This window comes from Streptomyces sp. NPDC098789 (assembly GCF_044759975.1).
Lineage (GTDB): Bacteria > Actinomycetota > Actinomycetes > Streptomycetales > Streptomycetaceae > Streptomyces.
In genome coordinates this window covers 504,261-529,704 of record NZ_JBIWAJ010000004.1, presented here as the reverse complement: position 1 = coordinate 529,704, position 25,444 = coordinate 504,261, and the positions used below count along the sequence as shown (strand labels likewise).

Here is a 25,444-nt window from a genome sequence, read left to right as displayed (position 1 = left end):
GTGCCGAACCCGCCGCGCTCCACCGGCCGCCGTTTCCTCGCGGCGACCGCCCTGTCCCTGTCCCTCCTGTGCGCCGCCTGCGGTGCGCCCACGGCGCACGGAGGGTCCGCCGCGCACGAAGGGTCCTCCGCGCCCGTCGCGCGCGCCGCTCCCGCCGCTCCCGCCGGGTCCGGATCCCGCACGATCCAGGAGCTCGCCGCGGCCCTCGGCTGCACGGCGGAGGTGACGGTCGAGGCGGACGAGCTGCGCGAGGGCGCCTGCGGTGCGGGCAAGGAGGGCTACCGCATGGCCACCTTCACCGCGGACGCGGGCCAGGCGGCCTGGCTGGCCGAATCGCAGGCCTACGGCGGCACCTACCTCGTGGGGGAGCGCTGGGTCGTCACCGCCGCCTCGCCCGAGGCCCTGGCCCCGGCCCGCGAGCACCTCGGCGGCACCATCCGCTCGGGCGCCGCCCACACCGGCTCCCACGCGGAGTCCCCCGAACCGGGTTCCCCCGCCCCGGCGTCCTCCGACCCCGCGGGTGGGGGGTCCGTACCGCCCTCGCACGCGGGGCACTCCTGACGCGCTGCGGCCGGGCACGTCCGTAAGTCCGTAAGTCCGTAAGTCGGTACGTCGGTACGTCCGTACTCCGCAACAACGTGATCCCGAGCCGGTGACGATGCGGATCCGGCCGCCCCCAGGGCCGGATCCCGCTCGCTACGGTGCTGCCGACGCGCAGGCACGGCAGAGGGAGACGACCATGCGGGCAGTACGGAGCCGGAGACGGACCAGCGGGGCGTGGGCGGCCCTCGCCGTGTGCGGGGTGGTGGCGCTGACCGGTTGCCAGGACAACGGGGCGGCCGCCGGGGCGGCGCCGGGCGCGAAGCCCGGCGCCACCCCGCCCGGGCCCGCCGCGCCGACGCTGTCCGCGTCCGTGTCGCCCGTACCGTCCGTGTCGTCCGTGCCGAAGCCGTCGGCGAGCGCCGCCCCGGTGAAGAAGCCCACCCCGGCCGCCCCGAAGCCCAGTTGCGACCACGTCATGCCGATCTCGCCGGACACCATCGCGCTCTACCGCTACACGCCCGAGGGCGGATCGCACAACCTCATCGTCAGGTACGGCAATTGGACCTGTGGCGGCGCGCCGGGCGCGGCCGGAGGGCCCTTCGCTCCGGTCGGCGTGGAGACGTACCTCCCGCTCGCGGAGACCGCGAAGATCACCGCGACGGCCCCGATCCTCGCGGGCTCCGCGAGCAAGCCGGTCACGGTGCACGAGCTCACCGCGTGGCTCGTCGCCCACCCGAACTCCGGCCTCCCCTTCCGGTACCACCTGGGCGCCGGCGGGGTCATCGACACCCTGGACGAGGTCTACCTTCCTTAGGGGGTGTCTCCCACGGGTTGGTGCACCCGTGGTTGAGGCTGGACACTCGTGGGGACGCACTGGTGACGGTGTGCCAAGAGGGGTGGCGGGGATGGCTGGTCGGGGGAACAGGTGGATCTGGCGAGCGGTCTGCGCGGTGTCGGCAGCGGTGGCCGTGGGCCTGGTGCTCGTCGCGCTGGTGGTGGACCTGGATACGGGGGACCGCGTGGCCAGCGTGGCCAGCGTGGTGGGAGCGGTGGCCGGCGTCGGCGGCGTCGCTCTCGCCGTGCACGGGCTGACCCGGCCCGCGCGGACCGGTCCCACGGCGGCCGGCAGTCGTTCGGTGCAGTCCGGCCAAGGCATCGGACGCGCCGTGACCGGCGACGCCAACCGCTTCCGCGGTCCGGCTCCGTCGGTGCCGGCCCCGGCGTCCGTACCGCCCTCGGCTCCGCCCGCCGGGCCGCCCGTTCCGGGGGAGCGGGGTGTCGCTGCCGCCGGTGGCATCGGTGAGGCGGTCACCGGCGACGGGAACGAACAGCGGTGAGCGGCTGGTTACCCCGGGGGTGGTGGCCGCGCGGTCCTTCCCCCGCCGGTGCGGCAACCCCGCCGAAGGAAACGCAAGGGGTGCAGGGGGTGCAGGGGGCGCCGGCGTCCGCACCGGTGGTGGGCGGCGAGCATTCGATCGCAGCCGGCGGTGCGATCGGGCTGGGGGTCAGCGGTGACGGCAACCGCATCCGCATCGACGGCGACGTGGTCCTCGGCCGGCAGCCCGCGCAGCCGAGGTCGGCGTACTGGCGGGAGATCCGCCACCTCGCGGCCGTCACCCGCTTCGAGGGCCGGGCCGAGGAACTCGCGGCCATGGCCGCCTTCGCCAGCGCGCCGGACGGTGACAGTGACAGTGACAGTGACGGCAGGGACGGCGACACAGGCGACGGCGCGGCGGGGCGCCGCGGGTACTGGCGGTGGCTGGGGCCCGCCTGGGCCGGGAAGACCGCGCTCATGGCCCAGTTCGCCCTCCACCCGCCCGAGGGCGTCGACGTGCTCGCCTTCTTCATCACCGCGCGGATGACCGGCCGGGCGGACCGCACCGCCTTCCTCACCACCCTCCAGGGGCAGTTGCGCACCTACCTCCAGGACGGCGACGTCGACTGCACCGCCCCCGGCGGCTTCCTCGACGGCCTCGACCGGGCGGCGGCCCGGGCCCGCGGCGCGGGGCGCCGGCTCGTACTGGTCGTGGACGGCATGGACGAGGACATGGGCGTCCCCAGCGCGGTGGGCGGCCAGAGCATCGCGGCATGCCTGCCGCAGGTGCCGCCGCCCGGCATGCGGGTCGTCCTCGCCGGCCGCCCCCACCCGCCGGTCCCCGCCGACGTCCGGACCGGCCCGCTCCTGACGACCGTCATCGACCACCCCCTCGCCGTGTCACCCGCCGCGCAGGCGGTGCGCGCCGATGCCGAACGGAACCTGGAGGCCCTCATCGCCTCCGGTGGCCTCGGCCTGGAACTCGTCGGCCTCACCGCGGCCGCCGGCGGCGGCCTGAGCCCCACCGACTTCGCCGACCTGACCACCGCCTCGCGGCGCCGCGTCGAGCTGGTGCTCGGCGGCAGCACCGGACGGGCGTTCCAGCACCGCCCCGCCCAATGGGCCACCGACGCCGAAGGCCGGGCTCGACCCCTCTACTCCTTCGCCCACCAGGACCTCCTCACCGGCGCCCGCGGCCTCCTCGACCCCGCGGAGCTGGACGCCCACCGGGCCCGCATCCACGCCTGGGCCGAGCGCGCCCGATCCGGCGCGTGGCCCGCCGCCTGCGCCGACTACCTGCTGAGCGGGTATCCCCGACTCCTCCACGAACGTGCGGACACCGCACGCCTGACCGCGTTGGCCACCGACCGGGCCCGACACGAACGCCTGTGGCAGACGACCGGTACCGACAGCCAGGCGTTCAGCGAGATCGCCGCCGCGTTCCAGCTCCACCTGGCCGCCCCGGACGACCTCGACCTCGTTCCTTGCGTCCGACTCGCCCACCGCCGCGAGAGCCTCCAGCACACGGCCGACGTGCTGCCCGCGACCGTCATCACCACCTGGGCCCGGCTGGGGCACCTGCGCCGGGCGATCACCGCCGCCACGCACCGGAGCCACCCGCCCCTGGCGCCGGGACAGACCCTGCTGGGCAGCATCCTGACCGCGGCCGGCACCACCGCGGAGGCGACGGAGCAGGTCATCGAGGCGGCCAGGGCCCTCACCACCCCGCAGGTGCGGGAACGGGCGCTGACGGAGATCGCCCAGGCCCTGGCGGCCGGCTCCCGGTGGGACGAGGCGATCGGGCTGGCCTCGTCCGTCACCGATCCCGACCAGTCGGCCCAAGCCGTGACGAGCATCGTCGTGGCCATGTGCGCGGCCGGCGAGTTCGGGCCCGCGACCGGGCTCGCCCGCGGCGTCGTCCACCCCGCGCTCCGGGCCCAGGCCCTCACCAGCGTGGCCGGGGCGATGGCGGAATCGGGCGACCACGGCGGCGCGGCGGAGCTGGCCCGCACGATCACGGACTCCGAGCACCGCGCGACGGCGCTCATGGTCGTGGCGTGGATCGTGGTGGAAGGGGGCGACCACGGCGGCGCCGTCGAACTCGCCGGAGCCATCACCGATCCCGGACAGCGGGGCCGGGCGCTCTCCGGCATCGCGGTGATCATGGCGGACGGCGGGGCGTACGGTCCCGCGGTCGAGCTCGCCGCCACCCTGGGCCATCCCGAACAACGGGCCCAGACGATCAGGGGCATCGCCGTGGCCATGGCGGTGTCCGGCGAACACGACCCCGAGGCTGCCGAGTTGGCCCGTGGAATCAACGACGCGGAACAGCGGGCGTGGGCGCTCGCCGAGATCGCCAGGGCGATGGCGGCGGCGGGGAACCACGAGGGGGGCGTCGAGTTGGCCCGTACCGTCGCGGTCCCCGAGCAGCGGGTGTGGGCGCTCGCCGAGATCGCCAGGGCGATGGCGGCGGCCCGGGAACCGGACGGGGGAATCGAGTTGGCCCGGTCCATCGTCGACCCCGAACAACAGGCGTGGGCGCTGGCGGGAATCGCCCGGGCGCTCGCCGAGAACGGGGACCGCCGTGCGGCGGTCGCGCTCGCCCGCACGGTCGCCGACGCCGATGCCCGGGCCAGCGCGTACGAGGGCATCGTCACGGCCGCGGCGAGGACCGGGCCCGACGGGGCGGAGGTCGCGGCGTACGACGCGGGCCGGCAGGTGGACGCGGGCCGGCAGGTGGACGCGGGCCGGCAGGTGGACGCGGGCCGGCAGGTGGACGCGGGCCGGCAGGTGGACGCGGGCCGGCAGGTGGACGCGGGCCGGCAGGTCGGCGCGGGTCAGGAGGCGACCGATCTCGTGACCGACCTCGTCACCGATCTGGTCACCGACCTCAACGTGCTCGGGCGCACGGCGGAGACGATGGCCGAGGAGGGCAACGCGGCGGCCGCCGAACGGCTGGCCGAGACGACGGCGCGGCTGGCCCACAGCAGCGCCGCCACGCACCAACTGCGCCTCCTGGCCGTCGCCGTGGCCGCATCGGCCGCGGCCGAGCCCCCCGTCGTACTCGACACCACGGGTCTCGTCGCGTCCGTCCTCGGTTCGGCCGCTGCCGCCGCCGACCACGAGCAGGCGGCCTGGGCGCTGACGGACGTCGCCGGGGCACTGGCCGCGGCCGACGCGGTGGACGCCGCGATCGAACTCGCCGGCGCGATCACCCATGCCGATGCCCGGGACCGGGCGTTCGAGGACGTGGCCGTGGCCCTGGCCGCGAAGGGACGGCACGAGGTGGCGGTGGACCTCACCGGCTCGATCTCCGTCCCCTCCTGGCGGGCACGCGCGACCGGACGCATCGCGGCGGCGATGGCCGGATCGGGGAAGGTGGACGAGGCCCTCGCGCTCGCCGGTGCGCTCACCCACCCGACCCGGCGGCAGGAGGCGCGCGCCCTCATCGCCGTGGCGCTGGCGGAGTCCGGGGATCGGGACGCGGCCGTCGCGTGCGTCGCCACCCTCTCCCTTCCGGTCCTCCAGGCCCGGACCCTGGCGTCCGTCGCGCGGTGCGTGGCGGCGGCGCGGGAGCGGGAGGAGGCGTTCGCGCTGGTCGACACCATCCCCCACGCCGAACTGCGGGCCGAGGCGCTCGCGGCCGTCGCCGTGGCCACGGCGGAGTCCGGGGACCGCGCAGCGGCGGCCGAAGTCGCCCGCACCATCACCGACGAGGACGACCGGGCCGAGGCGTTCGCCGGCATCGCCGTCGCCGCGGCGACGGCGGGGGAGTCGAGCGCGGCGCTCGACACCGTCCTCGACCTCCCCCCGAAGCTGCGGGAGGCCACGCGGACGGACATCGCCGTGGCGCTCGCCGGAGCGGGCCTGACGTCCGAGGCACTCGCCCTCGCCCGTGCGCTGCCCCACCCCGGGCACCGGGCGCGCGCCCTCGGCGGGATCTCCCGCGCCACGGGCGCGCCCCGGTTGCTGGCGGAGGCCCTGGCCCTCTCGTTCGACCCGGCGCTCGTCGCCCACCTCGCCGCCATGGACGCCCACGCCCTGCACACCTTGGTGCTGGACGTCCTGGACGCCTGATGCGCCGCGCCGCTCGCGGTGTGCGGGATCTGGGTGTTTTAATAAATGAACAGCCATTTATTAATAGGAGGTGACGGGCGATGGCGCGACCCCGCGGGGTGGACGACCTGGCGATCCTGCGCGCGGCGACCGAGGTCATGGGTCGGGTGGGTCCGGCCGGCTTCACGCTGGCCGCCGTGGCGCGCGAGGTGGCCCTGGTGCCGGCGACACTGACCCAACGCTTCGGCTCCAAGCGCGGTCTGCTGCTGGCCCTGGCCGACCGGACGGTCGAGGACATCGGTGAGCTGATCGCCCGGGTCCGTGCGGTGCACGAGGGTGCGCTCGACGCGTTGGCGGCCCTGATCGCGGAGTGGACCGCGGCCATGGACACCCCCGAGACCTTCGCCAACCACCTCGCGTTCTGGTGCGCCGACCTCGGGGACCCCGAGCTGTACGAGCGCGCGCTCACGGTCCACCGCGCCCAGACGGAGGCGATCCTCGGCCTGCTGACGGAGGCGGTCGCCGCGGGCGAGCTGCGCTCCGGCACGGACGCGGCGGCCCTGGCCCGCACGGTCCAGGTCGTCATCGCGGGTACCGGCGTGACCTGGGCGGTCGCGCGCGAGGGCGGCCTCGCACAGCGCCTGCGGCAGGAGCTGGACACCGCGCTGTCCCCGCACGTACCGACGTGATGAGACCCCTCACGTTCGACCGCATCACGTTCGACCGCACGACGTCAGACCTGGAGGAATCATGACGACGGACACGCACACGCACACGCACACGGACACGCGCACGCAGCCGCTCACGGGTCGGGTGGCCCTGGTCGCCGGTGGAACCCGGGGCGGGGGCCGGGGCATCGCCCTCGCGCTCGGCGCCGCCGGCGCGACCGTCTACGTGACCGGTCGCAGCAGCGCCGCCGGACGCTCCGAGCTGGACCGTCCGGAGACCATCGAGGAGACCGCCGCCCGGGTCACCGCCGCCGGCGGCAGGGGCATCGCGGCCCGGGTGGACCACAGCCGGGCCGACGAGGTCGAGGCCCTCGTGGCGCGCATCTCGGCCGAGCAGGACGGGCGGCTCGACGTGCTGGTCAACTGCGTCTGGGGCGGTGACCCGCTGACCGACTGGCAACACCCCTTGTGGGAGCAGGACCTCGACACCGGCTTCCGGCTCCTGCGGCAGGCCGTCGACACGCACGTGATCACCAGCCGCTTCGCCCTGCCCCTGATGACCGCCCGCAGGAGCGGGCTGGTCGTCGAGGTCACCGACGGCAACACCGCCCGCTACCGCGGCTCCTTCTTCTACGACCTGGCCAAGTCGAGCGTGATCCGCCTGGCCGTCGCCCAAGCCGCCGAGCTGAGGCCGTACGACGTGGCGGCCGTCGCCCTCACCCCCGGCTTCCTGCGCTCCGAGGCCATGCTCGAACACCTGGGCGTCACCGAGGACACCTGGCGCGAGGGAGCCGCGCAGGACCCGAACTTCGCGCACTCCGAAAGCCCCGCCTACCTCGGCCGCGCGGTCGCCGCACTCGCCGCCGACCCCGACGTGATAGCCAAGTCCGGTCGTGCACTGGCGACATGGGGTCTGTACCAGGAGTACGGGTTCACCGACACCGACGGGACGCAGCCCGACTTCGCCGCGCACTGGGCCGCGAACCTGGAGGACGAATTCGGGCCCTTGGGCGAGGCACTCTGACCGGTTCTGGTACCCATGGCACCACTGGTGCCCCTCGGGTGACTCTGACACCATCTCACCCGAGATGGACCGCTGTTGGGCCGAGTCCTCATCGAGCCACCGCTTCATCTCGCGCGCATCCACGCATCCACGCATCCACGCGTTCGTAGAACGTAGAGAAGACATGAGGCTGGCCTTGAAGACCTTACGGAACCGCGTCCCGCACCTGGTGACGGTCGTGTTGTTGATGCTGGGCGTGATGACGGCCATGACCGCACCGTCGCAAGCGGCGGCGCAGAAGGTCGCCGCCAGCGCGACCGTCTGCTCCAACTCGCCCATACCGGCAGGGTGGGTCATCACCAGCTCGTACAGATCCGCCGGCTGTCCCGGCACCGGCGTCGCCTACACCATCGCCGATTCGGCCGGGCAGAACGGCATCACCGTCTGCTCCTTCTCCCCGATCCCGTCGGGCTGGGTCGTCACCAGCTCCTATTCGAGCGCGGGCTGCGCCGGTTCGGGCGTCGCCTACAGCATCGGCAACATGGCCGCGGCCAAGTACGCGACGGTGTGTTCGTTCTCGCCGATTCCGTCGGGTTGGGTGGTCACCAGCTCGTATTCGAGTGCTGGTTGTGCCGGTTCGGGTGTCGCGTACAGCATCAGCAACGTGTCGGCGGTGAACTACGCGACGGTGTGTTCGTTCTCGCCGATTCCGTCGGGTTGGGTGGTCACCAGCTCGTATTCGAGTGCTGGTTGTGCCGGTTCGGGCGTCGCGTACAGCATCAGCAACGTGTCCGCCGCGAGCTACGCCTCCGTGTGCTCCTTCTCCCCGATCCCGGCAGGGTGGGTCGTCACCGGCTCGTACCAGAACTCCGGTTGTGTCGGCAGCGGCATGTCGTACAACATCCGCAAGGTCTGACCGGACGCCGTCGGCCCGACCCCGGACCGTTGCGCGGTCCGGGGTCAGGCCCCCTTGCCGAACACGAGGACCTCGGTGGAGGCGAAGCCCATGCGGGCCGGGAAGCTGGCCTCCAAGGTGCAGTCGAGGGTCGCGAAGAGGTCCACGCACGCCCGGCGGGGCATCGCGGCCGGGTAGGAGTCGTGTCCCGCACCGCCCTGCGCCGCCCAGGCGCGCATCGTGACCGGGTCCAGACAGGTCTCCGTCATGACGTCGAAGACGATCCGTCCGCCGGGCCGCGTGACGCGCGCCATTTCGAGGAAGTAGCGCGAGGCGCTGAGGAAGGTCACGGTGTTGAAGACTTTGTGGGCCTGGACGAGGTCGACGCTCGCGTCGGGCGTCGGGGCGAGGCTGCACTCCGCCGTCGGCCGGGCGACCACCTCGAACCTGTCCACGAGGTAACCGGCCCAGGGCGCCGCCGTCTCGTAGATCTCGTACCGGTCCGGAGAGCACTCCAGGAGCGTCTTCTCCAGGTACCGGCCGGACCCGGGGCCGATCTCCAGCACCGTCCTGGGGTCGGCCGCGAAGACGCCGAGCGCGCGCAGCTCGTCGATGGTGGCCTGGGTGGCGCCGGGAGTGCCGTTCATGACCTCGTCGATGTAGTCACCGACCGACAGACCGGCCGACCGCGCGGCCCGCACGGTCGCCTCGAACGGCAGGAAGTCATCGACCCCGCCCCGGCTGTTGGTGCTGCGCACGATGTCGAAACCGGTGCGCCCCAGGAGCCGTTTGAGGCCCGACTTCAGTGCTGCCGTTGCCATTTCCGCTGCCCTCATTCGGCATGACGTCCCGGGTCGCCCCCGGATCCGAGCATTGCTCGACCATCATCACCGACGCTTTCCGCCAAGGGGGGTGAATACGGCATTCCGGAGAAAGATGGGGGCCCCGCGCCGTGGCCCCGGCCACAGCGCCGACGGCCCTGGCCGCCCTCCGGTCGTCGTTGCGTACGCTGACGTCGTCAACCGGGGCGGAGCTGCCCGGAATCGCGACGGGTTGTAGGGTAGGGAAACAGCACTTGACCTGCACAAACGCAGGCAGGGAGCCTAGATCCAGGAGTACCTCGATGATGCGCACCATGTTCAAGTCCAAGATCCACCGGGCCACCGTCACCCAGGCCGACCTGCACTACGTCGGGTCCGTGACCATCGACGGCGATCTCATGGAGGCGGCCGATCTGCTGCCCGGGGAGCTGGTGCACATCGTCGACATCGACAACGGTGCCCGGCTGGAGACGTACGTCATCGAGGGCGAGCGCGGTTCCGGGGTGATCGGGATCAACGGGGCCGCCGCCCATCTGGTGCACCCCGGTGACCTGGTGATCCTCATCAGCTACGGGCAGTTCGAGGACGCCGAGGCGCGGGCCTTCGCGCCGCGCGTGGTGCACGTCGACGCGGACAACCGGATCGTCGAACTGGGCGCGGACCCCTCCGCCCCCGTCCCGGGAACGGACCAGCGGCGCAGCCCGCACGCGGTCGCGGTCTGACGACGGTGGCAGGACCGGGACGAGACGCCGGGTACGCGGGACGCGGGACAAGAGGCGAGAGGCGAGAGGCGATGGGCATGGCGATCGAGATCAGGGACGACCGGGCCGCCGGGCGGCTGCGGGCCTATGAGGGGACGGAGCGGGTCGGGGTGATCGCCTACTTCGTGCTCGCCTCGGAGCCGGGCGCGGGCGCCCTCGTCGCCGTGCACACCGTGGTCGAACCGGGCCACGAGGGCAAGGGGATCGCCGGGGACCTCGTCCGCACCTTCTACGGCATCGCGGCCGCCGAGCGCGTCGCCGTGGTCCCGCTCTGCCCGTACGCGGCCAGCTGGGCGGCCCGTCACCCCGACCGAGCGCCGCAGCCGTCGGCCGAGGTCGTCGCGGCGGCGAAGCGGCAGCTGGACACCGATCCGGCGCTCTGGTGAGCGGGCAGGGCGGCCCGGGCGGGCTGACGCTGCTGCACACCTCCCCGGTGCACGTGCCCGTCTTCGACGCGCTGCGGGACCTGCACCACCCGGGGACGGCGCTGCGCCACCTCGTCGTGCCCGAGCTGCTGGCCAGGGCCCGCGTGGTGGGTCCCGGGGCGGTGGCCGGGGAGATCGAGGCCCTGCTGGCCGAGCCGGCGAGCGGGAGCGGGGACGACGCGGTGCTCTGCACCTGTTCGACGATCGGGGCGGTCGCGGAGGAGCTCGGGCCGGTGCTCGGGCGCCCGGTGCTGCGGGTCGACCGGCCGATGGCCGCGGCCGCCGTCCGTACGGGCCCCCGCGTCGCGGTCCTGGCCACGGTGGAGAGCACCCTGGCCCCGACGCTGGCCCTGCTCCGGGAGGAGGCCGATGCCCTGGAGCGGGAACGCCCGGGGAGTGCGGCGGCCCTGTCCCTGCGGGCACGGGTGGTGCCGGGTGCCTGGGAGCGCTTCGAAGCGGGTGACGACGCGGGGTGCCTGGCGCTCGTGGCCCGGGCGGTGGACGCGGTGGTCGACGCGGACGTGATCGTGCTGGCCCAGGTGTCGATGGCGGGCGCGGTGGCCCTGGCCACGACGGGCATCCCGTTGCTGTCCAGTCCCGCGGTCGGCCTCGCGGCGGCGGTGGGTGCGCTCCGACGGGCATAGCCCCCGGGATCGGGGGAAGGCGGGGCCCATGGTGCGAAACGTAGCGAACCCGCCCCCCGGCCCCGCGTGGCCCGACCCGGTCCCCGAGCCGGTGCTGCCGGATCCGTTCCCCACGCCCCGGCCCGACCCGGGAGTGCCCGAGCCAGGCGCTCCCGATCCGGGCGTGCCCGACCCGGTGCCGACTCCGCCGGCACCGACTCCGCCGGCACCGACTCCGCCCGTGCCGGCCCCGGTGCCCGCGCCGCCCCGGCCCGCGCCGCCCGTGCCCGGACCGGTACCCGAGCCCGACCCCATCCCGCCGCCCCCGGGCCCCGCGCCGCTCCCGCAGCCCGGCCCCCTGAGCTGACCCCCGGAGGCCGCCCCGCGCACGGCGCGGAGCGGCCCGCGGTGTCAGTCCGTGCGGACCTCGGAGCGGTCGCCGCTCCAGAGGGTGTGGAACGAGCCCTCGCGGTCGGTGCGCCGGTAGGTGTGCGCACCGAAGAAGTCCCGCTGGCCCTGGGTCAGGGCCGCCGGGAGCCGGTCCGCGCGCAGCGCGTCGTAGTAGGACAGCGAGGCGGCGAAGGCCGGGACCGGAACGCCCTGGCGGACGGCGGTGACCAGGACCTCGCGCCAGTCGTCCTGCGCGGCGCCGATCTCCTCGGCGAACCGGTCGTCGGCCAGCAGGCTCGGCAGCTCCGGCCGGGCGTCGTAGGCCGCCCGGATCCGGTCCAGGAACGCGGCCCGGATGATGCAGCCGCCCCGCCACAGCGAGGCCACCGCACCCGGGTCCACGCCCCAGCCGTACTCCGCGCTGCCGGCCTGGATCTGGTGGAACCCCTGGGTGTACGAGACGATCTTGGACGCGTAGAGCGCCTGCTCGACCCGGGCCGCGAAGGCGTCGGCCTCGTCCGCCGACAGCGCCGAGGCCGTCGGGCCGCCCAGCGTGCGGGACGCGGCGCGCAGGTCCGCGTGGCCCGAGACGGCCCGCGCGAAGACCGCCTCGGCGATCCCGGACACCGGGACCCCGAGGTCCAGGGCGATCTGCACGGTCCAGCGGCCGGTGCCCTTCTGCTCGGCCGCGTCGGCCACGACGTCGACGTACGGGCGACCGGTCGCCGCGTCCGTGTGCGCCAGCACCTCCGCCGTGATCTCGATCAGGTAGGAGTCCAGGCGGCCCCGGTTCCACGCGCGGAAGGTCTCCGCGATCCTGGCCGGGGAGTACCCGGCCACCTCGCGCAGCAGGTGGTACGCCTCCGCGATCAGCTGCATGTCGGCGTACTCGATGCCGTTGTGGACCATCTTCACGAAGTGGCCCGCGCCGTCCGGACCCACGTGCGAGGTGCACGGCGTACCGTCCGCGGCCTTGGCGGAGATCTTCTCCAGCATCGGGCCGAGGGACGCCCACGACTCCGGCGAGCCGCCGGGCATGATGCTCGGGCCGAGCAGCGCGCCCTCCTCGCCGCCGGAGATGCCCACGCCGACGAAGTGGATGCCCTGCTCGCGCAGCTCGCGCTCGCGGCGCCGGGTGTCCTCGAAGTGCGCGTTGCCGCCGTCGATGATGACGTCGCCCTCCTCCAGCAGCGGCGCGAACTCGCGGATCACGGCGTCGGTGGGATCGCCGGCCTTCACCATGATGATGAGGCGCCGGGGGCGCTCCAGCGCGTCGACGAACTCCTTCGCCGACTCCGTGGCGATGAAGGTGCCCTCGTGGCCGAACTCCTCGACCAGGGCGCGGGTCTTCGCGGCCGTGCGGTTGTGGACGGCGGTGGTGTAGCCGTTGCGGGCGAAGTTCCGGGCGAGGTTGCTGCCCATCACCGCGAGCCCGGTGACGCCGATCTGGGCCGTGCTGCTCATCGTCGCGCTCCTGGTGTGCCTCGGTGTGCCGGGGTGTTCTCCGGTGCCCCGTCGGGTACGGAGGATGCCGACGCTACATCGCGGGGCCCGCCAATGGATCTCCCACACGCTGAGGTCCACTCAACCCCCCTTGTGACGCGCCCTGTTGCGCCCCTTGTCACGGCGTGGTGGCAGCGTTAGGTTGTGCGGTTCCTGATGTCTTCAAGGGGGCTCCCATGGGCGTACGGGGCCGGCACCGCCGGTACCAACCAAGCACCATCAACCGGGCCTCGTTGGTGGTGACCGCGGGCGGCGCCGGGATCGCGCTGCCCTTCATCGGTGCCGGCGCCGCCCACGCCGCCACCGTCGACACGTGGAACAAGGTCGCCGCCTGCGAGTCCACGAACAACTGGCACATCAACACCGGCAACGGCTACTACGGCGGACTCCAGTTCAGCCAGAGCACCTGGCGGGCCTTCGGCGGCACGGCGTACGCCGCCCGCGCCGACCTCGCCACCAAGGACCAGCAGATAGCGGTCGCCGAGAAGGTGCTGGGCTCCCAGGGACCGCAGGCCTGGCCGGTCTGTTCCAAGGAGGCGGGCCTCAGCCGGGGCGGCGCCGCACCCGCGGTGACCCCGAAGGCGCCGGCCGGCAAGGCGTCGACGGACAAGGCACAGACCGGCAGCAAGGCACAGACCGGCAGCAAGGCGCAGACCGGCACGGCGCAGGCCGCCGCGCCCCAGGTCGCCGCCAAGAGCGGCGCCGGCCCCACCCCGACGGGCACGTCCGTCCTGCCCAACCCGTACGTCGTCGCGCCGGGCGACTCGCTCTCGGCGATCGCGCGGGGCCAGCACGTCGAGGGCGGCTGGCAGGCGCTCTACGAGACCAACCGGGCCACCGTCGGGAGCGACCCCGACCTGATCTTCCCGGGCCAGCGGCTCACCCTGCGGATCACGGCCGCACCGGTCACGCCCAAGCCCCCGGTCCCACCGCCCGCGGCCACCCCGGCGCCCACTCCCAAGCCGACTCCCGAACCCACGCCCAAGACCACGCCCTCGCCCGAGAAGCCGCCGCGCACCGCCGACCCGGTCAAGCCCGTCGAACCGGCGGCGGCCAAGCCGAAGCCCGCCACCGCTTCGGGCGGTTTCACCGCACCCGTGGACGCCGGCCTGGGCACGGCGTACCGCGTCGCGGGTTCCTCATGGTCCAGCGGCTACCACACGGGCGTCGACTTCCCGGTGGCGACCGGCACGTCCGTCAAGGCCGTCGCCCCCGGCGAGGTCGTTTCGGCGGGTTGGGCCGGCGCCTACGGCTACCAGGTCGTGATCCGGCACACCGACGGCCGGTACTCGCAGTACGCGCACCTGTCGGCCCTCGGGGTCAAGGCCGGTCAGCAGGTGAGCGGGGGAGCGAGGATCGGCCGCTCCGGCTCGACCGGCAACACGACCGGACCACACCTGCACTTCGAGATCCGGACGGGGCCGGGCTACGGCACCGACGTCGACCCGCTCGCCTACCTGCGCGGGCACGGAGTCGACATCTGAGGGCGCCGCGGAAGCGGCACCGGCGTCGGACGACACCCGCACGCGCGGCGGTACGGCCGTGAGCAGCACCAGGCCGACCGCCGCGACCGCGGCGCTCACCAGCGCGCCGAGCGTGCCGAGGGCGCCGAAGCGGAAGCCCTCGCCGAACAGCGAGATGCCGACGCTGGCCGCGACCACCGGGTTGACCACGGTCACCGTGGCCAGCGGCGCGGTCAGACCGGCGCCCCGGTAGGCCGCTTGGGACAGCACCAGTCCGGCCGCCGCGAGCGCGGCGATCGAGGCCAACTGCGGGGCCTGGCCGAACACGGCGCCCTGTTCGAAGCCTTCCGCCACCGACTTCGTGAAGACCGAGCCCATGCCGAAGGCGGTACCGGCCGCGCTCGCCAGCAGCACGCTGCGCAGCACCGCCCGCCGGACCCGGCGGGCGGCCAGGAACAGCGCCGCCGACACACCGGCCGTCAGCAGGAGCAGCAGGGTGCGCTCACCGCCCGACAGGGTCTGCCCGTCCCGTCCGTCGCCCCCGGTGAGGGCCAGCAGCCCGGCCAGGCCCACCGTGGCCAGCACCGCGCCGCGCCAGGCCGCCGCACCCGCCCGGCGGCCGACGAGGACGGCGGCCATCGGCAGGGCGAAGACGATGGTGAGCGCGCCCAGCGGCTGGACCAGGCTGAGCGGACCGTAGGCCAGCGCGACCACGTGCAGCAGCGCGCCGAGCCCGTTGAGCCCCACGGCCAGCCACCAGCCGCCCCGGGCGAGCGGCGCGTACGGCCGCCCGGGGCTGCTTTCCGCCACCCGCTCCTGCACGATCGCGCCGGCCGCGTAGGCGAGCGCGGAGATCAAGCAGAGGAGGACTGACAGGGCTAGGGCACTCATGGTGGCCACAATGCCTGGTCCCGCTCGAGTATTCCTCGTCCCACAGGTGGTGATCACCTGTACTCCGGGAGTAGTACACGCCTAGCAAATCTGTAGTCCGCTGGTCGTGTGGGAGCCGTTCGTCATCCAGCGGGATGACCGCTCTTGCCGCCGCGGAACGCGGCCCTTCCGTACATAACGTGATGATCCGGCCGCTGCGCGTGAGGCGGGCGGGAGCGGTTTGGTCCCGGGCGCGTCGGATCCGTACAGTTCTGCTTTTGGGGAGTTCGCGAAACGCGGACGCGGACGATTTGATCGAGGAACGGCAACGGCCATGACGGTGACCGAAGACATCCAGACGTACGGCCCGGGCATCGACCCCGAGCGCCTGGCCGTCTGCCTCGCCGTGCTCGACGAGCTGGACGAGCTCGACGTCGACCACCCCGACGCCGTCACGGTACGTCGCGCGACCGCCGGTATCTACCGCACGGTCAAGCAGCGCCGCCGCCAGGACCGCCGCGCCTCCAAGACCGCCAACGACAAGGCCGTCACCGAGGCCACCGCGACCGGCTCGGCCGAGCGCATCGACGACGAGACCCAGGGCAACGCCCTGACCACCGCCACCAGGGGCCCGGTCGCCGGCATACTCCAGCGCCCGCGCTCCTGCTACGTCTGCAAGACGCGCTACGTCGAGGTCGACGCCTTCTACCACCAGCTCTGCCAGGATTGCGCCGCCTTCAACCGCGAGCGCCGCGAGGCCCGGACCGACCTCACCGGCCGCCGCGCCCTGCTCACCGGCGGCCGCGCCAAGATCGGCATGTACATCGCGCTGCGGCTGCTGCGCGACGGCGCGCACACCACCATCACCACCCGCTTCCCCAACGACGCGGTCCGCCGCTTCAAGGCGATGCCCGACAGCCACGAGTGGCTGCACCGCCTGAAGATCGTCGGCATCGACCTGCGCGACCCGGCGCAGGTCGTCGCGCTCGCCGACTCGGTCGCCGCCGAGGGCCCCCTCGACATCCTGATCAACAACGCCGCGCAGACGGTGCGCCGTTCCCCGGGCGCGTACAGCGAGCTGGTCGCCGCCGAGAACGCCCCGCTGCCCGCCGGCGAACTGCCCGCCTCCGAGATCATCGGCACCTTCGGCAGCGGCACCGTCGACCGGGTCGCGGCCCTGCCCAGCGGCCACGGCGAGAAGCTCACCGCCCAGGACGTCACCGAGCTGGCCCTGGTCTCCGGCTCGGCCTCGCTGGAGCGGATCGCCGCCGGTACCGCGATCGACGCGGGCGGCCTGGTCCCGGACCTGCACCACACGAACAGCTGGATCCAGACGGTGTCCGAGGTGGACCCGATCGAGCTGCTCGAAGTCCAGCTGTGCAACTCCACCGCGCCGTTCATCCTGATCAGCAAGCTGCGCCCGGCGATGGCCGCGGCCGCCGCCGAGCGCCGCTACGTGGTCAACGTCTCCGCGATGGAAGGCGTCTTCGGGCGCGGTTACAAGGGCGCCGGCCACCCGCACACCAACATGGCGAAGGCCGCGCTGAACATGCTGACGCGCACCAGCGCCCAGGAGATGTTCCAGAGCGACCAGATCCTGATGACCGCGGTCGACACCGGCTGGATCACGGACGAGCGCCCGCATCCGGACAAGGTCCGACTCGCGGAGGAGGGCTTCCACGCCCCGCTCGACCTGGTCGACGGCGCGGCCCGGGTCTACGACCCGATCATCCGCGGCGAGGCCGGCGAGGACCTCTTCGGCGTCTTCCTCAAGGACTACGCGCCCGGCAACTGGTAGCCGCCCGCCCCGGCTGCCCCGCCCCGACGGCCCCGTACGACCGCTCCCGGTCGTACGGGGCCGTCCGTCGTTCCGGCCCGCCGTTCCCCGCCGGGGGGCATTACCCGAGCCGTGGGCGCACCGGGGACGAAATCCTGAACATCGGCCGAAATCAAGAGGTCGAAAGTGGATTTTACCTTTCCATCGAGCGGGGCCCCGCTCATATGTGTACCCTGAGGCACACGGACGGCCCCACCAGGGCCACGCTCCGTATCGAGAACCATGGCGCCACCGCGTCCGGATGTCCTTTCCCTGCCCGGCAGCGGTACGCCCGCCGGGTTACGCGACACAAAGGAGTGCGCGGTGACACCTGAAATGACCAAGCGTGACCATGGGGTGACGGAGCGGACGGACCAGCGCTCCCGCAACCGCTCGGACCAGCTGGGGAGCCTGGAAGTGTGGGCCCGCTCCGCACCGATCCGGCTCGCCGGATACGAAGAGGACCTGGCGGAACCGCACATCCTGCCCGGCATCGACTGACCGTCCCGGCCCCGGCACGTACCGGCGGCCGCTCCACCCCTCCCGCGTCCCCGCGCCGATCCGGCGCCGGGGCGCGGGTGCGCGTGCGCCACCGATGTGCGTCGGCGCACGGCGTGTACGTCCGCGTCGACGTACGGCGTGTACGTCCTGTACGCCCACAGCGTCATCGCTGACGGCGATCACCGCTTCCCGCGGCCCGGGCCGCGGGGCAGGCTGGCGCCATGAAACTGCTGATGCTGGGCGGGACCGAATACGTGGGCCGGGCGATCGCCGAGGACGCGCTGGAGCGGGGCTGGGACGTCACCGTCTTCCACCGCGGCCGGCACGACGCGCCGCCCGGGGTCGACTCCCTCCACGGAGACCGCACCGCCCCCGGCGGGCTCGCGGCCCTCGCCGAGGGGGAGTGGGACCTCGTCGTCGACACCTGGGGCGGCGCCCCCGTCGCCGTCCGCGACGCCGCGCGACTGCTGCACGGCCGGGTCGGGCACTACACGTACATATCCAGCCGTTCCGTCTACGCCTACCCCTCGCCCCCCGGCCTGGGCGAGGACGCCCCGGTGGTCGAGGGATCGCCCGACGCCGAGACGGTGGACTACGCCGAGGACAAGCGCGGCGGGGAGCTGGCCGCGCTCGCCGTCTTCGGCGAGGAGCACGCCCTGCTGGTGCGCGCCGGCCTGATCGTCGGGCCCTACGAGAACGTCGGGCGGCTGCCCTGGTGGCTGGGCCGCGCGGCGCGCGGCGGCCCGATGGTGGCCCCGGGCCCGCGCGGGCTGCGACTCCAGTACATCGACGTGCGCGACCTGGCGCGCTGGACCCTCGACGCGGCGCGGGACGGGCGCGGGGGAGCGTACAACCTCGCCTCGCCGCTCGGACACGCCACCATGGGCACCCTCCTCGAATCCGTCGCGGCCGTCACCGGCGGCGGCGCGGAGCTGCGGTGGACCGCTCCGGGGGTGATCGAGGAGGCCGGGGTACAGCCCTGGATCGAGCTGCCCATCTGGCTGCCGGAGGGCGAGCTGTACGACTACATGTTCGGCGGCGACGTCTCCAAGGCCCTCGCCGCCGGCCTGGTGTGCCGCCCGGTCGAGGAGACCGTGGCCGATACCTGGAGCTGGCTCCAGGGGATCGGCGGAGCCGCCCCGCAGCGCCCGGACCGGCCCGAGAAGGGCATCAGCGCGGAGCAGGAGGCGGCCCTACTGGCCTGAACCGTGCTCCGTCCGGCCCGAACCGTGCTCCGCCGGGCCGGGGGCGTGCTCCGTGTGCGTCCCCGGCCCGGGCCCGGAGAGCCGGGTGGGCGGCAGGTACTCGCGCAGGAGGCGCCGCTGCCACCACGCACCCGTCGCGCGCAGTTCCCGCCGGGTGCTGAAGCGGTAGCGGTACAGCCGGGCCCGGACGTAGCGCGGCGGCGAGTCGGGGAAGGGGTTGTGGGCGAGCAGCCGCAGGGTGTCCCGGTCGCCGGTCAACAGCCGCTCCACGAAGGGGCCGAACCAGTCGCGCGCATAGCCGGGCGAGAGCGCCGCGAACCACATCAGCCAGTCCAGCCGCAGGTGGTACGGCGCGAACTGGCGCGGCATCCGGTCGGGTCTCCCCGGCTTGCCCTTGAAGCCGTACTCCCGCCACGCGCCGTCCCGGTGCGGGGCGGGATCCGCGGTCCCCTCCACCACCACCTCGTCCCTGATCCGCCCGACGGTCCCGAACGCCCCGTAGCTGTTGACGAGGTGGAGCGCGTCGAAGGAGCGGTTCATCACCTGGCGCCGCGAGAGCAGGTTGCGGACCGGATGCCGGCTGAGCAGCAGCACCAGCGCGGTCAGCGCGCACACCGCCACCACGTACCAGAGCGGTCCCGCGCGCGCCGCGGCGGCGGGCGGCGGACCCGCGAGCGCGGTGAAGTCGACGGCGGAGAGCGCGAGCGCGATCGTCAGCCAGTTCAGCCAGGCGAAGTTCCCCGACAGGACCAGCCACAGCTGGGTCGCGACGATCACCCCGGCGGCCACGGACGCCACCGGCTGCGGGGTGAACAGCGCCGCCGGCACCAGCAGTTGGGTGACGTGGTTGGCGGCGCACTCCACCCGGTGCACCGGCCGCGGCAGCCGGTGGAAGAACCAGCTCAGCGGCCCCGGCATCGGCTGCGTCTCGTGGTGGAAGTAAAGGCAGGTCAGCTGCCGCCAGCACGGATCGCCGCGCATCTTGATCAGCCCCGCCCCGAACTCCACCCGGAAGACCACCCAGCGCAGCAGCCACAGCACGAGCACCGGCGGCCCCACCCGGGCGTTGCCGAGGAACACCGCGAGGAACCCCGTCTCCAGCAGCAGCGATTCCCAGCCGAAGGCGTACCAGGTCTGTCCGACGTTCACGATGGACAGGTACAGGGCCCAGAGCACCGCCCACATCGCCATCGCCGCGCCCAGCGGTACGGCGTCCCCCGCGCCCGCGGCGAGCGCCGCCGCCAGCGCCGCCCCGAACCAGGCGCAGCACGCGAAGAGCCGGTCGGAGTAGTGCAGGTGGAACAGGCTGGGCGCCGCGCGCAGCGGCACGTGGCGGACGTAGCGCGGGACGGGGAGCATGCCGTGGGCGCCGATCAGCGCCCGGAACTGCAGGGCGGCCCCGGCGAAGGCGAGGACGTAGACGCCCGCCAGGGCCCGCTGGAAGACCAGCCGGCCGAGCCAGTAGCCGGGCGACGTGAACCAGTCCATCGCCTCCAGTATCAGCCGCGCGCGACCAGGGCGCGCAGGGTGCGGCCGAGCAGCCGGGCGTAGCCGAGCTGGAGCGGGGGGACGAGCGGACCGGCGAGGCGGGTGTACCAGGCGCCCGGCCGGCTGAAGGCGGTGACCGAGAACCAGACGCTGCCGTCCTCGGCCAGTTCCACCAGGAACGATTCCTCACCGCATTCGGGATGCCCGTCGAGGGTGCCGTAGGCGAAGCCCGCCCGGCCGGGTTCGTAGGCCGTCCAGATCACCTCGCAGGGCGCGGTGACGCGCAGCGGCCCGAAGCCGATCCCGACCTCGACGCGGCCGCCCGGCCGCACCGCCGCGTGCTCCGCGCGGATCCGCATGCCGGTCGCCCGGTGCAGGTCGAAGGTGGTGACGGCGGCGCCGGCCGCTTCGAAGACGGCCCTGCCGCGGCCGATCCGGACCCGGTGGTCCAGGTGGTGGTACCCCGTGGGCAGCGGGCGCAGCCGGGTCGCCCCGCGGTCGGGGTAGGTCAGTGCGCCGGTCCGGGCGGCCGTGGGCCGCGGCCGGTGGGCGCCCTCGCTGATGATGCGGGTCATGACGCGTTCTCCTCCAGGCGGCGCCAGGCCAGCACCGAGCACAGTGCGAAGCCGAGGGCGTTTCCGAGGCCGTGGGTCGCGGCCATCCAGGTCAGGGTGGGGTGCGGCAGTCCGCTCGCCTCGCCCAGCGCCCACCACAGGGCGAGGAGCATGGTGAGGACCAGCACGCCGGCCGAGCCGGCGAGCAGCGCCGCGGTACCCCGGTCGGGCGCGCCGGGCCGGATCTCCCGCCAGGTCAACAGGGCCACCGCCCACATCCCCGAGGTGAGTACGACGGCCCCCGCGAGCTCCGCCCAGTCGTCGACGAAGTACCCGGCGAGCACCAGCGAGGTCCCGCCCGGCACGCTGTACGCCGCCCAGCGCCCCCAGGGTCCGGGCCCGCCGGCCCGGCACACCAGCCCGGCGACCAGGGCCGCGGCGAATCCGGCGAAGTGGAAGTGCGGGACGGTCAGGGCCAGGATCTCCAGGTCGAAGCCGAAGAGCCGGTGCCCGGTGCGTTCGGCGACCAGCGCGAGCCCGGCGACCGAGGGGGTGACGAGCGCGGTGAGCACCGCGATCTCGGGCGGGGCGAGCGAGCGGGTGCGCAGCAGCCGGACCGGTGCGTGCAGGGCGAGCGCCAGTGTGGCGCCCGCGTAGAGGACGGCGAGGGTGCCCGCGAGTGCGCCGCGGGGCAACCAGAGGCAGAGGGCGCCGGGCGCGGCGAGCAGGGGCCACAGCCGGGCGGTCGTGCGCAGCCGGGCCGGGTCGATCAGGCGCAGTCCGGCCGGGACGACGTAGAGCATGCCCAGGGTGACGATGCAATGCACCAGTACCGTCACCGTGGACCGCCCTCCCCCGTGCGGTCGAACGCCTTGAACGCGTTCAACTCACGGTGTGAGCCTAGAGGGTCTCTTGAACATGTTCAAGAGAGTCGAGGATCCGCTCCGCGGCGCGGTGTCGCCACCCGTCACCACCGGTGCTCCACGGTGACGCTCCGCTTGCGACACCCCCGGACATGCGGCAGACAAGAGGGGAGCAACAGGGGCTAACAGGGAGAACCTCGTGACGGATCAGCACGTACCGCAACCTCCGCCGCGCCGGGCGTCCCCGCAGCCGGCCCGCCGCCGCGCAGCGGCGGGCACCGCCCTCTTCGCCGCCCTCGGGCTGCTCGCCGCGGCCTGCGGCGGCCCGGGGGACGGCTCGCGCGCCCCCGCGGCCGCCCCGGAGAGCCAGGACGTCCTGCTCCAGCCGGTCGCCGTGGCGGGCCCCGATCCCTTCAACCCCTCCACCGCGACGGCGGAATCCGCGCCGCTGCAACCCCCCGTCCCCAACGCCACAGGCGAGGGCATCCGCACCATCGGCGGCGCCACCCCCGGCCTCTACGGCGGCACCCAGCGACTCGGCAGCTGCGACATCGAACGCCAGGTCGGCCACCTGGCCTCCGACGGCGCCAAGGCGAAGGCCTTCGCCGAGGCCGCCGGCATCGAACGGGCGAAGCTCCCCGAGTTCCTGCGCGGCCTGACCCCGGTCGTGCTCCGCGCCGACACCCGGGTGACCGGCCACGGCTTCAAGGACGGCCGCGCCACCGGCTTCCAGTCCGTCCTCCAGGCCGGCACCGCGGTCCTCGTCGACGACCACGGCACGCCCCGGGTCCGCTGTGCCTGCGGGAACCCGCTCCAGTCCCCGCGCGCCGCGAGCGGCGACCCCGTCTTCAAGGGCGACCCCTGGCCCGGCTACGACCCCCACCAGGTCATCGTCATCGAACCGACCGTCCAGGTCATCAACAGCCTCGTCATCGCGAACATCGGCGACAACACCTGGATCGAGCGCAGGACCGGCGACGACGGAGCCCAGGACAAGAGCCCCGCGGTGCCACCCGCGCAGGACCCGGCGGACGGCATCCCCTCCACCGACCGGACGGACCCGGCGAAGCCCCCGGTCCCGTCATCGCCCTGCGTCACCCGGGACCCCAACAGCCTGGCGCGCACCACCCCGCCGACGGCCCCGTCCTCGCCGCGGGCCGCCGTCCCGCCGCCGCCCGACGCGCCGGACTGCCCGCCGTCCGGGTCGGCCACGGCCCCGCCCCCGGCCCGGGACACCGCACCGAACACCCCGAGCCGGCCCCGCCCGCCCGCGCCGCCGAACCCGCCCGCGCCGCCCGCCGTTCCACCGATGGGCGAAACGCCCGGCGACCTTCCCCCGGACCTGCCGCCCACCCCCGACGGGCCCAGCCTGAGCCCGTACGACCCCTACGCGCCCACCGACCCCTACGCCCCGGACGACCCCACCGACCCCTACGCCGTGCCCGGCCAGCACTTCACCCCGGACCCGGGTTACTCATTGGAGAGCGTCTGATCCGCGCGTGTGTCATGGTGGACCGGTGCCGAGCACCGTATCGCTGCCGGACGACTGGCCCGCACACCCGGACCGGTCGCTCTCCCTGAACCGCATGGGCAGCTTCGACTGGGACCTGGTCACCGGACTCATGCACATGGACCCGCCCGCCCTCGACGTCTTCGACACCCTCCCCCAGGACTACGACGAGCGGCCCGAGTCCCTCTCGCCCCGGGTCCCGCCCGCCGAGGCCGCCCGGCTCGACGCGCTGGTCTCCAGCGCCCTCAAGGGCGGGCTGGAGAGCTACGGCGCCTACTTCCGGATCAGGTGCCGCGACGGGCGGTTGCGCTGGACCCACACCCAGGGCCGGGTCCTGCGCGAAGCGGGCGGGCGCCCGTACCGCATCATCGGCATCGTCCGGGACGCCACCGAGGAGCTGAGCCACTCCGCCGAACGCCTCGGCCTGGACGAGGAACGCCGCCGCCAGACCTCCGTGGTCGAGGGCACCACCGCCGCCCTCGCCCACGCGCGCACCGTGCAGGACGTCATCGACGCGCTCAGCGACGCGCACGGCCTGGAGCGGCTCGGCACGATGGGCATGGTGATGGGGCTGGTCGAGGCGGGCCGCATCCACCTGGTCGCCGAGGGACCCGAAGGCAGCTTCGTCCCCGGCACCCGCTACACCCGCATCGACGAGCAGTACCCGATGAGCGAAGTGGTCCGCTCGCTCCAGCCCCGGTTCATCGACTCGCAGGAGGAGTTCGCCACCTCCTACCCGGGACTCTGGTCGAAGATCTCGTACATGCGGATCTCGGCCGCCGCCTACCTGCCGCTGATCGCCCAGGCCCGCCCCATCGGCGCGATCGGACTCCTCTACCAGGACAAGGAAGCCTTCACCCAGGACGAACGGAACCTGCTCGTCGCCCTCGGCAGCAGCATCGCCCAGAGCCTCCAGCGCGCGATGCTGCTGGAGCAGGAACACGACATCGCCGAGGGCCTCCAACAGGCCATGCTGCCGCGCCGGATCCCGGCGGTGCCCGGCGCGCAGATCGAGGTGCGCTACCGCTCCGCCCGGATGGGCCGCGACATCGGCGGCGACTGGTACGACGTCATCCCGCTGCCCGGCGGGCGGGTCGGCGCCGTCATCGGCGACGTCCAGGGGCACGACACCCACGCGGCGGCCGTGATGGGCCAGCTCCGCATCGTGCTGCGCGCCTACGCCGCCGAAGGACACGCACCCGCCACGGTGATCGCCCGGGCCTCCGTCTTCCTCCACGAACTGGACACCGACCGCTTCGCGACCTGCACCTACGTCGAGGCGGACCTCACCACCGGGGTGCTCCAACTGGTCCGCGCGGGCCACCTGGACCCCCTGCTGCGCACGCGCGACGGGGACTGCCGCAGGCTCCCCGTGGAGGGCGGGATGCCGCTCGGCCTCTCGGCGGAGTTCGGCCGCCTGGAGTACCCCGTGACCACGGTGGAACTGGACCCCGGGGAAACGCTTCTCCTGTGCACCGACGGCCTGGTCGAACAACCCGGCGCCGACCTCGACGACGGGATCCAGTACCTCACCGCCATGGTCCGGTCCGGCCCGGCCGACCTCACGCTGCTCGCCGACCGGCTGGTCGAGATGGCCGACGAGCGGGGCGACGACGACGTCGCCCTCCTGCTGCTGCGCCGCCAGGCCGAGGACGCCCCGCAGGCGGGCGGCCGGCTCCAGCAGCACGTGGCCCCCGGCGACCCCGAAGGCCTGGTCTCGGCCCGGCACATGATCGGCACCGCCGTACGGGCCTGGGGCGCCCGGGCCCGGGGCGACGAGATCGAACTCGTCGCGGACGAACTGATCGTGAACGCCCTGATGCACACCGACGGCCCGGCGATCGTCACCCTGCGCGTACTGGCCGGCCCCGAACGCCGTATCCGCGTCGAGGTCGAGGACCGCTCCAGCGCCCTCCCGCGCCGCCGGGAAGCGGGCGATTCGGGGGTCTCGGGACGCGGGTTGATGCTGGTGGACCGCCTCGCGGACGTCTGGGGAGTGGAGTCCCGGGGCGGCGGCAAGTGCGTGTGGTGCGAGTTCGTCATGACCTGAACCGAAGCGAACCGGAAGGGGAACGGGAAGGAGAAACGGAAGCGGAACCGGCACGCACCGCCCGGCCCGACGGGCCCAAAGCCCGTTGCGGCGCGCGGCGGCGGTGCCGCAGGATCGGGGC

General features: G+C 73.9%; 22 protein-coding genes and 1 pseudogene. 16 read left to right on the top strand and 7 right to left on the bottom strand.

All coding sequences use genetic code 11. The annotated features are described in order from the left end of the window. Entirely contained in the window at window positions 1–561 is a 561-nt protein-coding gene (locus ACIQWR_RS12510) for a hypothetical protein (RefSeq protein ID WP_404007406.1), read from the top strand. A gap of 135 nt (window positions 562–696) precedes the next feature. On the opposite strand, the gene ACIQWR_RS12505 is transcribed toward ACIQWR_RS12510, so the two are convergent. Next, window positions 697–1,020, bottom strand: coding sequence for a hypothetical protein (locus tag ACIQWR_RS12505; protein ID WP_404007404.1), 324 nt, complete (start codon window positions 1,018–1,020; stop codon window positions 697–699). Between ACIQWR_RS12505 and ACIQWR_RS12500 the strand changes: the two genes are divergently transcribed. From ACIQWR_RS12500 to ACIQWR_RS12475, 6 genes are all read left to right on the top strand, one after another. Next, a complete protein-coding gene (locus ACIQWR_RS12500; protein WP_404007401.1) occupies window positions 1,019–1,357 on the top strand; it encodes a hypothetical protein in 339 nt (112 codons plus the stop codon). The two genes, ACIQWR_RS12505 and ACIQWR_RS12500, sit on opposite strands and share 2 nt — an antisense overlap. Before the next feature lie 136 nt (window positions 1,358–1,493). Further along, window positions 1,494–1,880 (top strand): hypothetical protein, encoded by a 387-nt coding sequence (locus ACIQWR_RS12495; protein ID WP_404007398.1) that lies wholly within the window; start codon window positions 1,494–1,496, stop codon window positions 1,878–1,880. A gap of 80 nt (window positions 1,881–1,960) precedes the next feature. After that, window positions 1,961–5,935, top strand: coding sequence for a hypothetical protein (locus ACIQWR_RS12490; protein ID WP_404007396.1), 3,975 nt, complete (start codon window positions 1,961–1,963; stop codon window positions 5,933–5,935). A gap of 80 nt (window positions 5,936–6,015) precedes the next feature. Beyond that, window positions 6,016–6,603, top strand: coding sequence for a TetR/AcrR family transcriptional regulator (locus tag ACIQWR_RS12485; RefSeq protein WP_404007393.1), 588 nt, complete (start codon window positions 6,016–6,018; stop codon window positions 6,601–6,603). Window positions 6,604–6,664: 61 nt separating this feature from the next. Further along, window positions 6,665–7,606, top strand: a complete 942-nt coding sequence (locus ACIQWR_RS12480; RefSeq protein ID WP_404007390.1) for an SDR family oxidoreductase — start codon at window positions 6,665–6,667, stop codon at window positions 7,604–7,606. A gap of 175 nt (window positions 7,607–7,781) precedes the next feature. Then, window positions 7,782–8,501, top strand: a complete 720-nt coding sequence (locus ACIQWR_RS12475) for a hypothetical protein (protein ID WP_404007387.1) — start codon at window positions 7,782–7,784, stop codon at window positions 8,499–8,501. A 44-nt stretch (window positions 8,502–8,545) separates the two neighbouring features. On the opposite strand, the gene ACIQWR_RS12470 is transcribed toward ACIQWR_RS12475, so the two are convergent. Further along, window positions 8,546–9,301, bottom strand: coding sequence for a class I SAM-dependent methyltransferase (locus tag ACIQWR_RS12470; protein WP_404007384.1), 756 nt, complete (start codon window positions 9,299–9,301; stop codon window positions 8,546–8,548). Window positions 9,302–9,603: 302 nt separating this feature from the next. Between ACIQWR_RS12470 and panD the strand changes: the two genes are divergently transcribed. The 3 genes from panD (at window position 9,604) to ACIQWR_RS12455 (ending at window position 11,131) form a co-directional block, all read left to right on the top strand. Then, window positions 9,604–10,023 (top strand): aspartate 1-decarboxylase, encoded by a 420-nt coding sequence (gene panD, locus ACIQWR_RS12465; RefSeq protein ID WP_404007381.1) that lies wholly within the window; start codon window positions 9,604–9,606, stop codon window positions 10,021–10,023. Between the two features lie 77 nt (window positions 10,024–10,100). Beyond that, window positions 10,101–10,448, top strand: coding sequence for a GNAT family N-acetyltransferase (locus tag ACIQWR_RS12460; protein WP_404007379.1), 348 nt, complete (start codon window positions 10,101–10,103; stop codon window positions 10,446–10,448). Then, window positions 10,445–11,131 (top strand): aspartate/glutamate racemase family protein, encoded by a 687-nt coding sequence (locus ACIQWR_RS12455; protein WP_404007376.1) that lies wholly within the window; start codon window positions 10,445–10,447, stop codon window positions 11,129–11,131. The genes ACIQWR_RS12460 and ACIQWR_RS12455 overlap by 4 nt, the downstream gene beginning before the upstream one ends. Before the next feature lie 390 nt (window positions 11,132–11,521). Here ACIQWR_RS12455 and gndA read toward each other — a convergent pair whose 3' ends face one another. Further along, complete coding sequence (gene gndA, locus ACIQWR_RS12450) at window positions 11,522–12,964, bottom strand: NADP-dependent phosphogluconate dehydrogenase (protein ID WP_404007373.1); 1,443 nt, start codon at window positions 12,962–12,964, stop codon at window positions 11,522–11,524. A 215-nt stretch (window positions 12,965–13,179) separates the two neighbouring features. Between gndA and ACIQWR_RS12445 the strand changes: the two genes are divergently transcribed. Continuing rightward, window positions 13,180–14,487, top strand: a complete 1,308-nt coding sequence (locus ACIQWR_RS12445; RefSeq protein ID WP_404007371.1) for a transglycosylase family protein — start codon at window positions 13,180–13,182, stop codon at window positions 14,485–14,487. A 126-nt stretch (window positions 14,488–14,613) separates the two neighbouring features. Here the strand turns inward: ACIQWR_RS12445 and ACIQWR_RS12440 are convergent. Continuing rightward, window positions 14,614–15,357, bottom strand: a pseudogene (locus ACIQWR_RS12440) (DMT family transporter); the annotation flags it as partial. Between the two features lie 313 nt (window positions 15,358–15,670). Between ACIQWR_RS12440 and ACIQWR_RS12435 the strand changes: the two are divergent. The 3 genes from ACIQWR_RS12435 to ACIQWR_RS12425 all read left to right on the top strand — a co-directional run bounded on the left by ACIQWR_RS12435 (window position 15,671) and on the right by ACIQWR_RS12425 (window position 18,858). Then, window positions 15,671–17,134: an SDR family NAD(P)-dependent oxidoreductase gene (locus tag ACIQWR_RS12435; RefSeq protein ID WP_404007369.1), complete on the top strand. Its 1,464-nt coding sequence runs from the start codon at window positions 15,671–15,673 to the stop codon at window positions 17,132–17,134. 342 nt (window positions 17,135–17,476) lie between these two features. After that, window positions 17,477–17,653, top strand: coding sequence for a hypothetical protein (locus tag ACIQWR_RS12430; protein WP_404007366.1), 177 nt, complete (start codon window positions 17,477–17,479; stop codon window positions 17,651–17,653). 221 nt (window positions 17,654–17,874) lie between these two features. Then, window positions 17,875–18,858 (top strand): NAD-dependent epimerase/dehydratase family protein, encoded by a 984-nt coding sequence (locus ACIQWR_RS12425; protein WP_404007363.1) that lies wholly within the window; start codon window positions 17,875–17,877, stop codon window positions 18,856–18,858. Here the strand turns inward: ACIQWR_RS12425 and ACIQWR_RS12420 are convergent. From ACIQWR_RS12420 to ACIQWR_RS12410, 3 genes are read right to left on the bottom strand one after another with little or no spacing between them, the layout of a single operon-like run. Continuing rightward, on the bottom strand, window positions 18,847–20,346 hold the full coding sequence (locus ACIQWR_RS12420; protein ID WP_404007360.1) for a lipase maturation factor family protein: 1,500 nt from the start codon (window positions 20,344–20,346) through the stop codon (window positions 18,847–18,849). The genes ACIQWR_RS12425 and ACIQWR_RS12420 overlap by 12 nt on opposite strands. An 11-nt stretch (window positions 20,347–20,357) precedes the next feature. Then, window positions 20,358–20,921 (bottom strand): DUF1990 family protein, encoded by a 564-nt coding sequence (locus tag ACIQWR_RS12415; RefSeq protein WP_404007357.1) that lies wholly within the window; start codon window positions 20,919–20,921, stop codon window positions 20,358–20,360. Beyond that, on the bottom strand, window positions 20,918–21,739 hold the full coding sequence (locus tag ACIQWR_RS12410) for a YndJ family protein (RefSeq protein ID WP_404007354.1): 822 nt from the start codon (window positions 21,737–21,739) through the stop codon (window positions 20,918–20,920). The genes ACIQWR_RS12415 and ACIQWR_RS12410 overlap by 4 nt, the downstream gene beginning before the upstream one ends. A 223-nt stretch (window positions 21,740–21,962) precedes the next feature. Between ACIQWR_RS12410 and ACIQWR_RS12405 the strand changes: the two genes are divergently transcribed. After that, window positions 21,963–23,255 (top strand): DUF6777 domain-containing protein, encoded by a 1,293-nt coding sequence (locus ACIQWR_RS12405; RefSeq protein WP_404007352.1) that lies wholly within the window; start codon window positions 21,963–21,965, stop codon window positions 23,253–23,255. A gap of 7 nt (window positions 23,256–23,262) precedes the next feature. After that, window positions 23,263–25,323 carry a SpoIIE family protein phosphatase gene (locus ACIQWR_RS12400; protein WP_404007350.1) on the top strand — a complete coding sequence of 687 codons (2,061 nt, stop codon included), beginning with the start codon at window positions 23,263–23,265 and terminating at the stop codon, window positions 25,321–25,323. Window positions 25,324–25,444 lie beyond the last annotated feature (121 nt).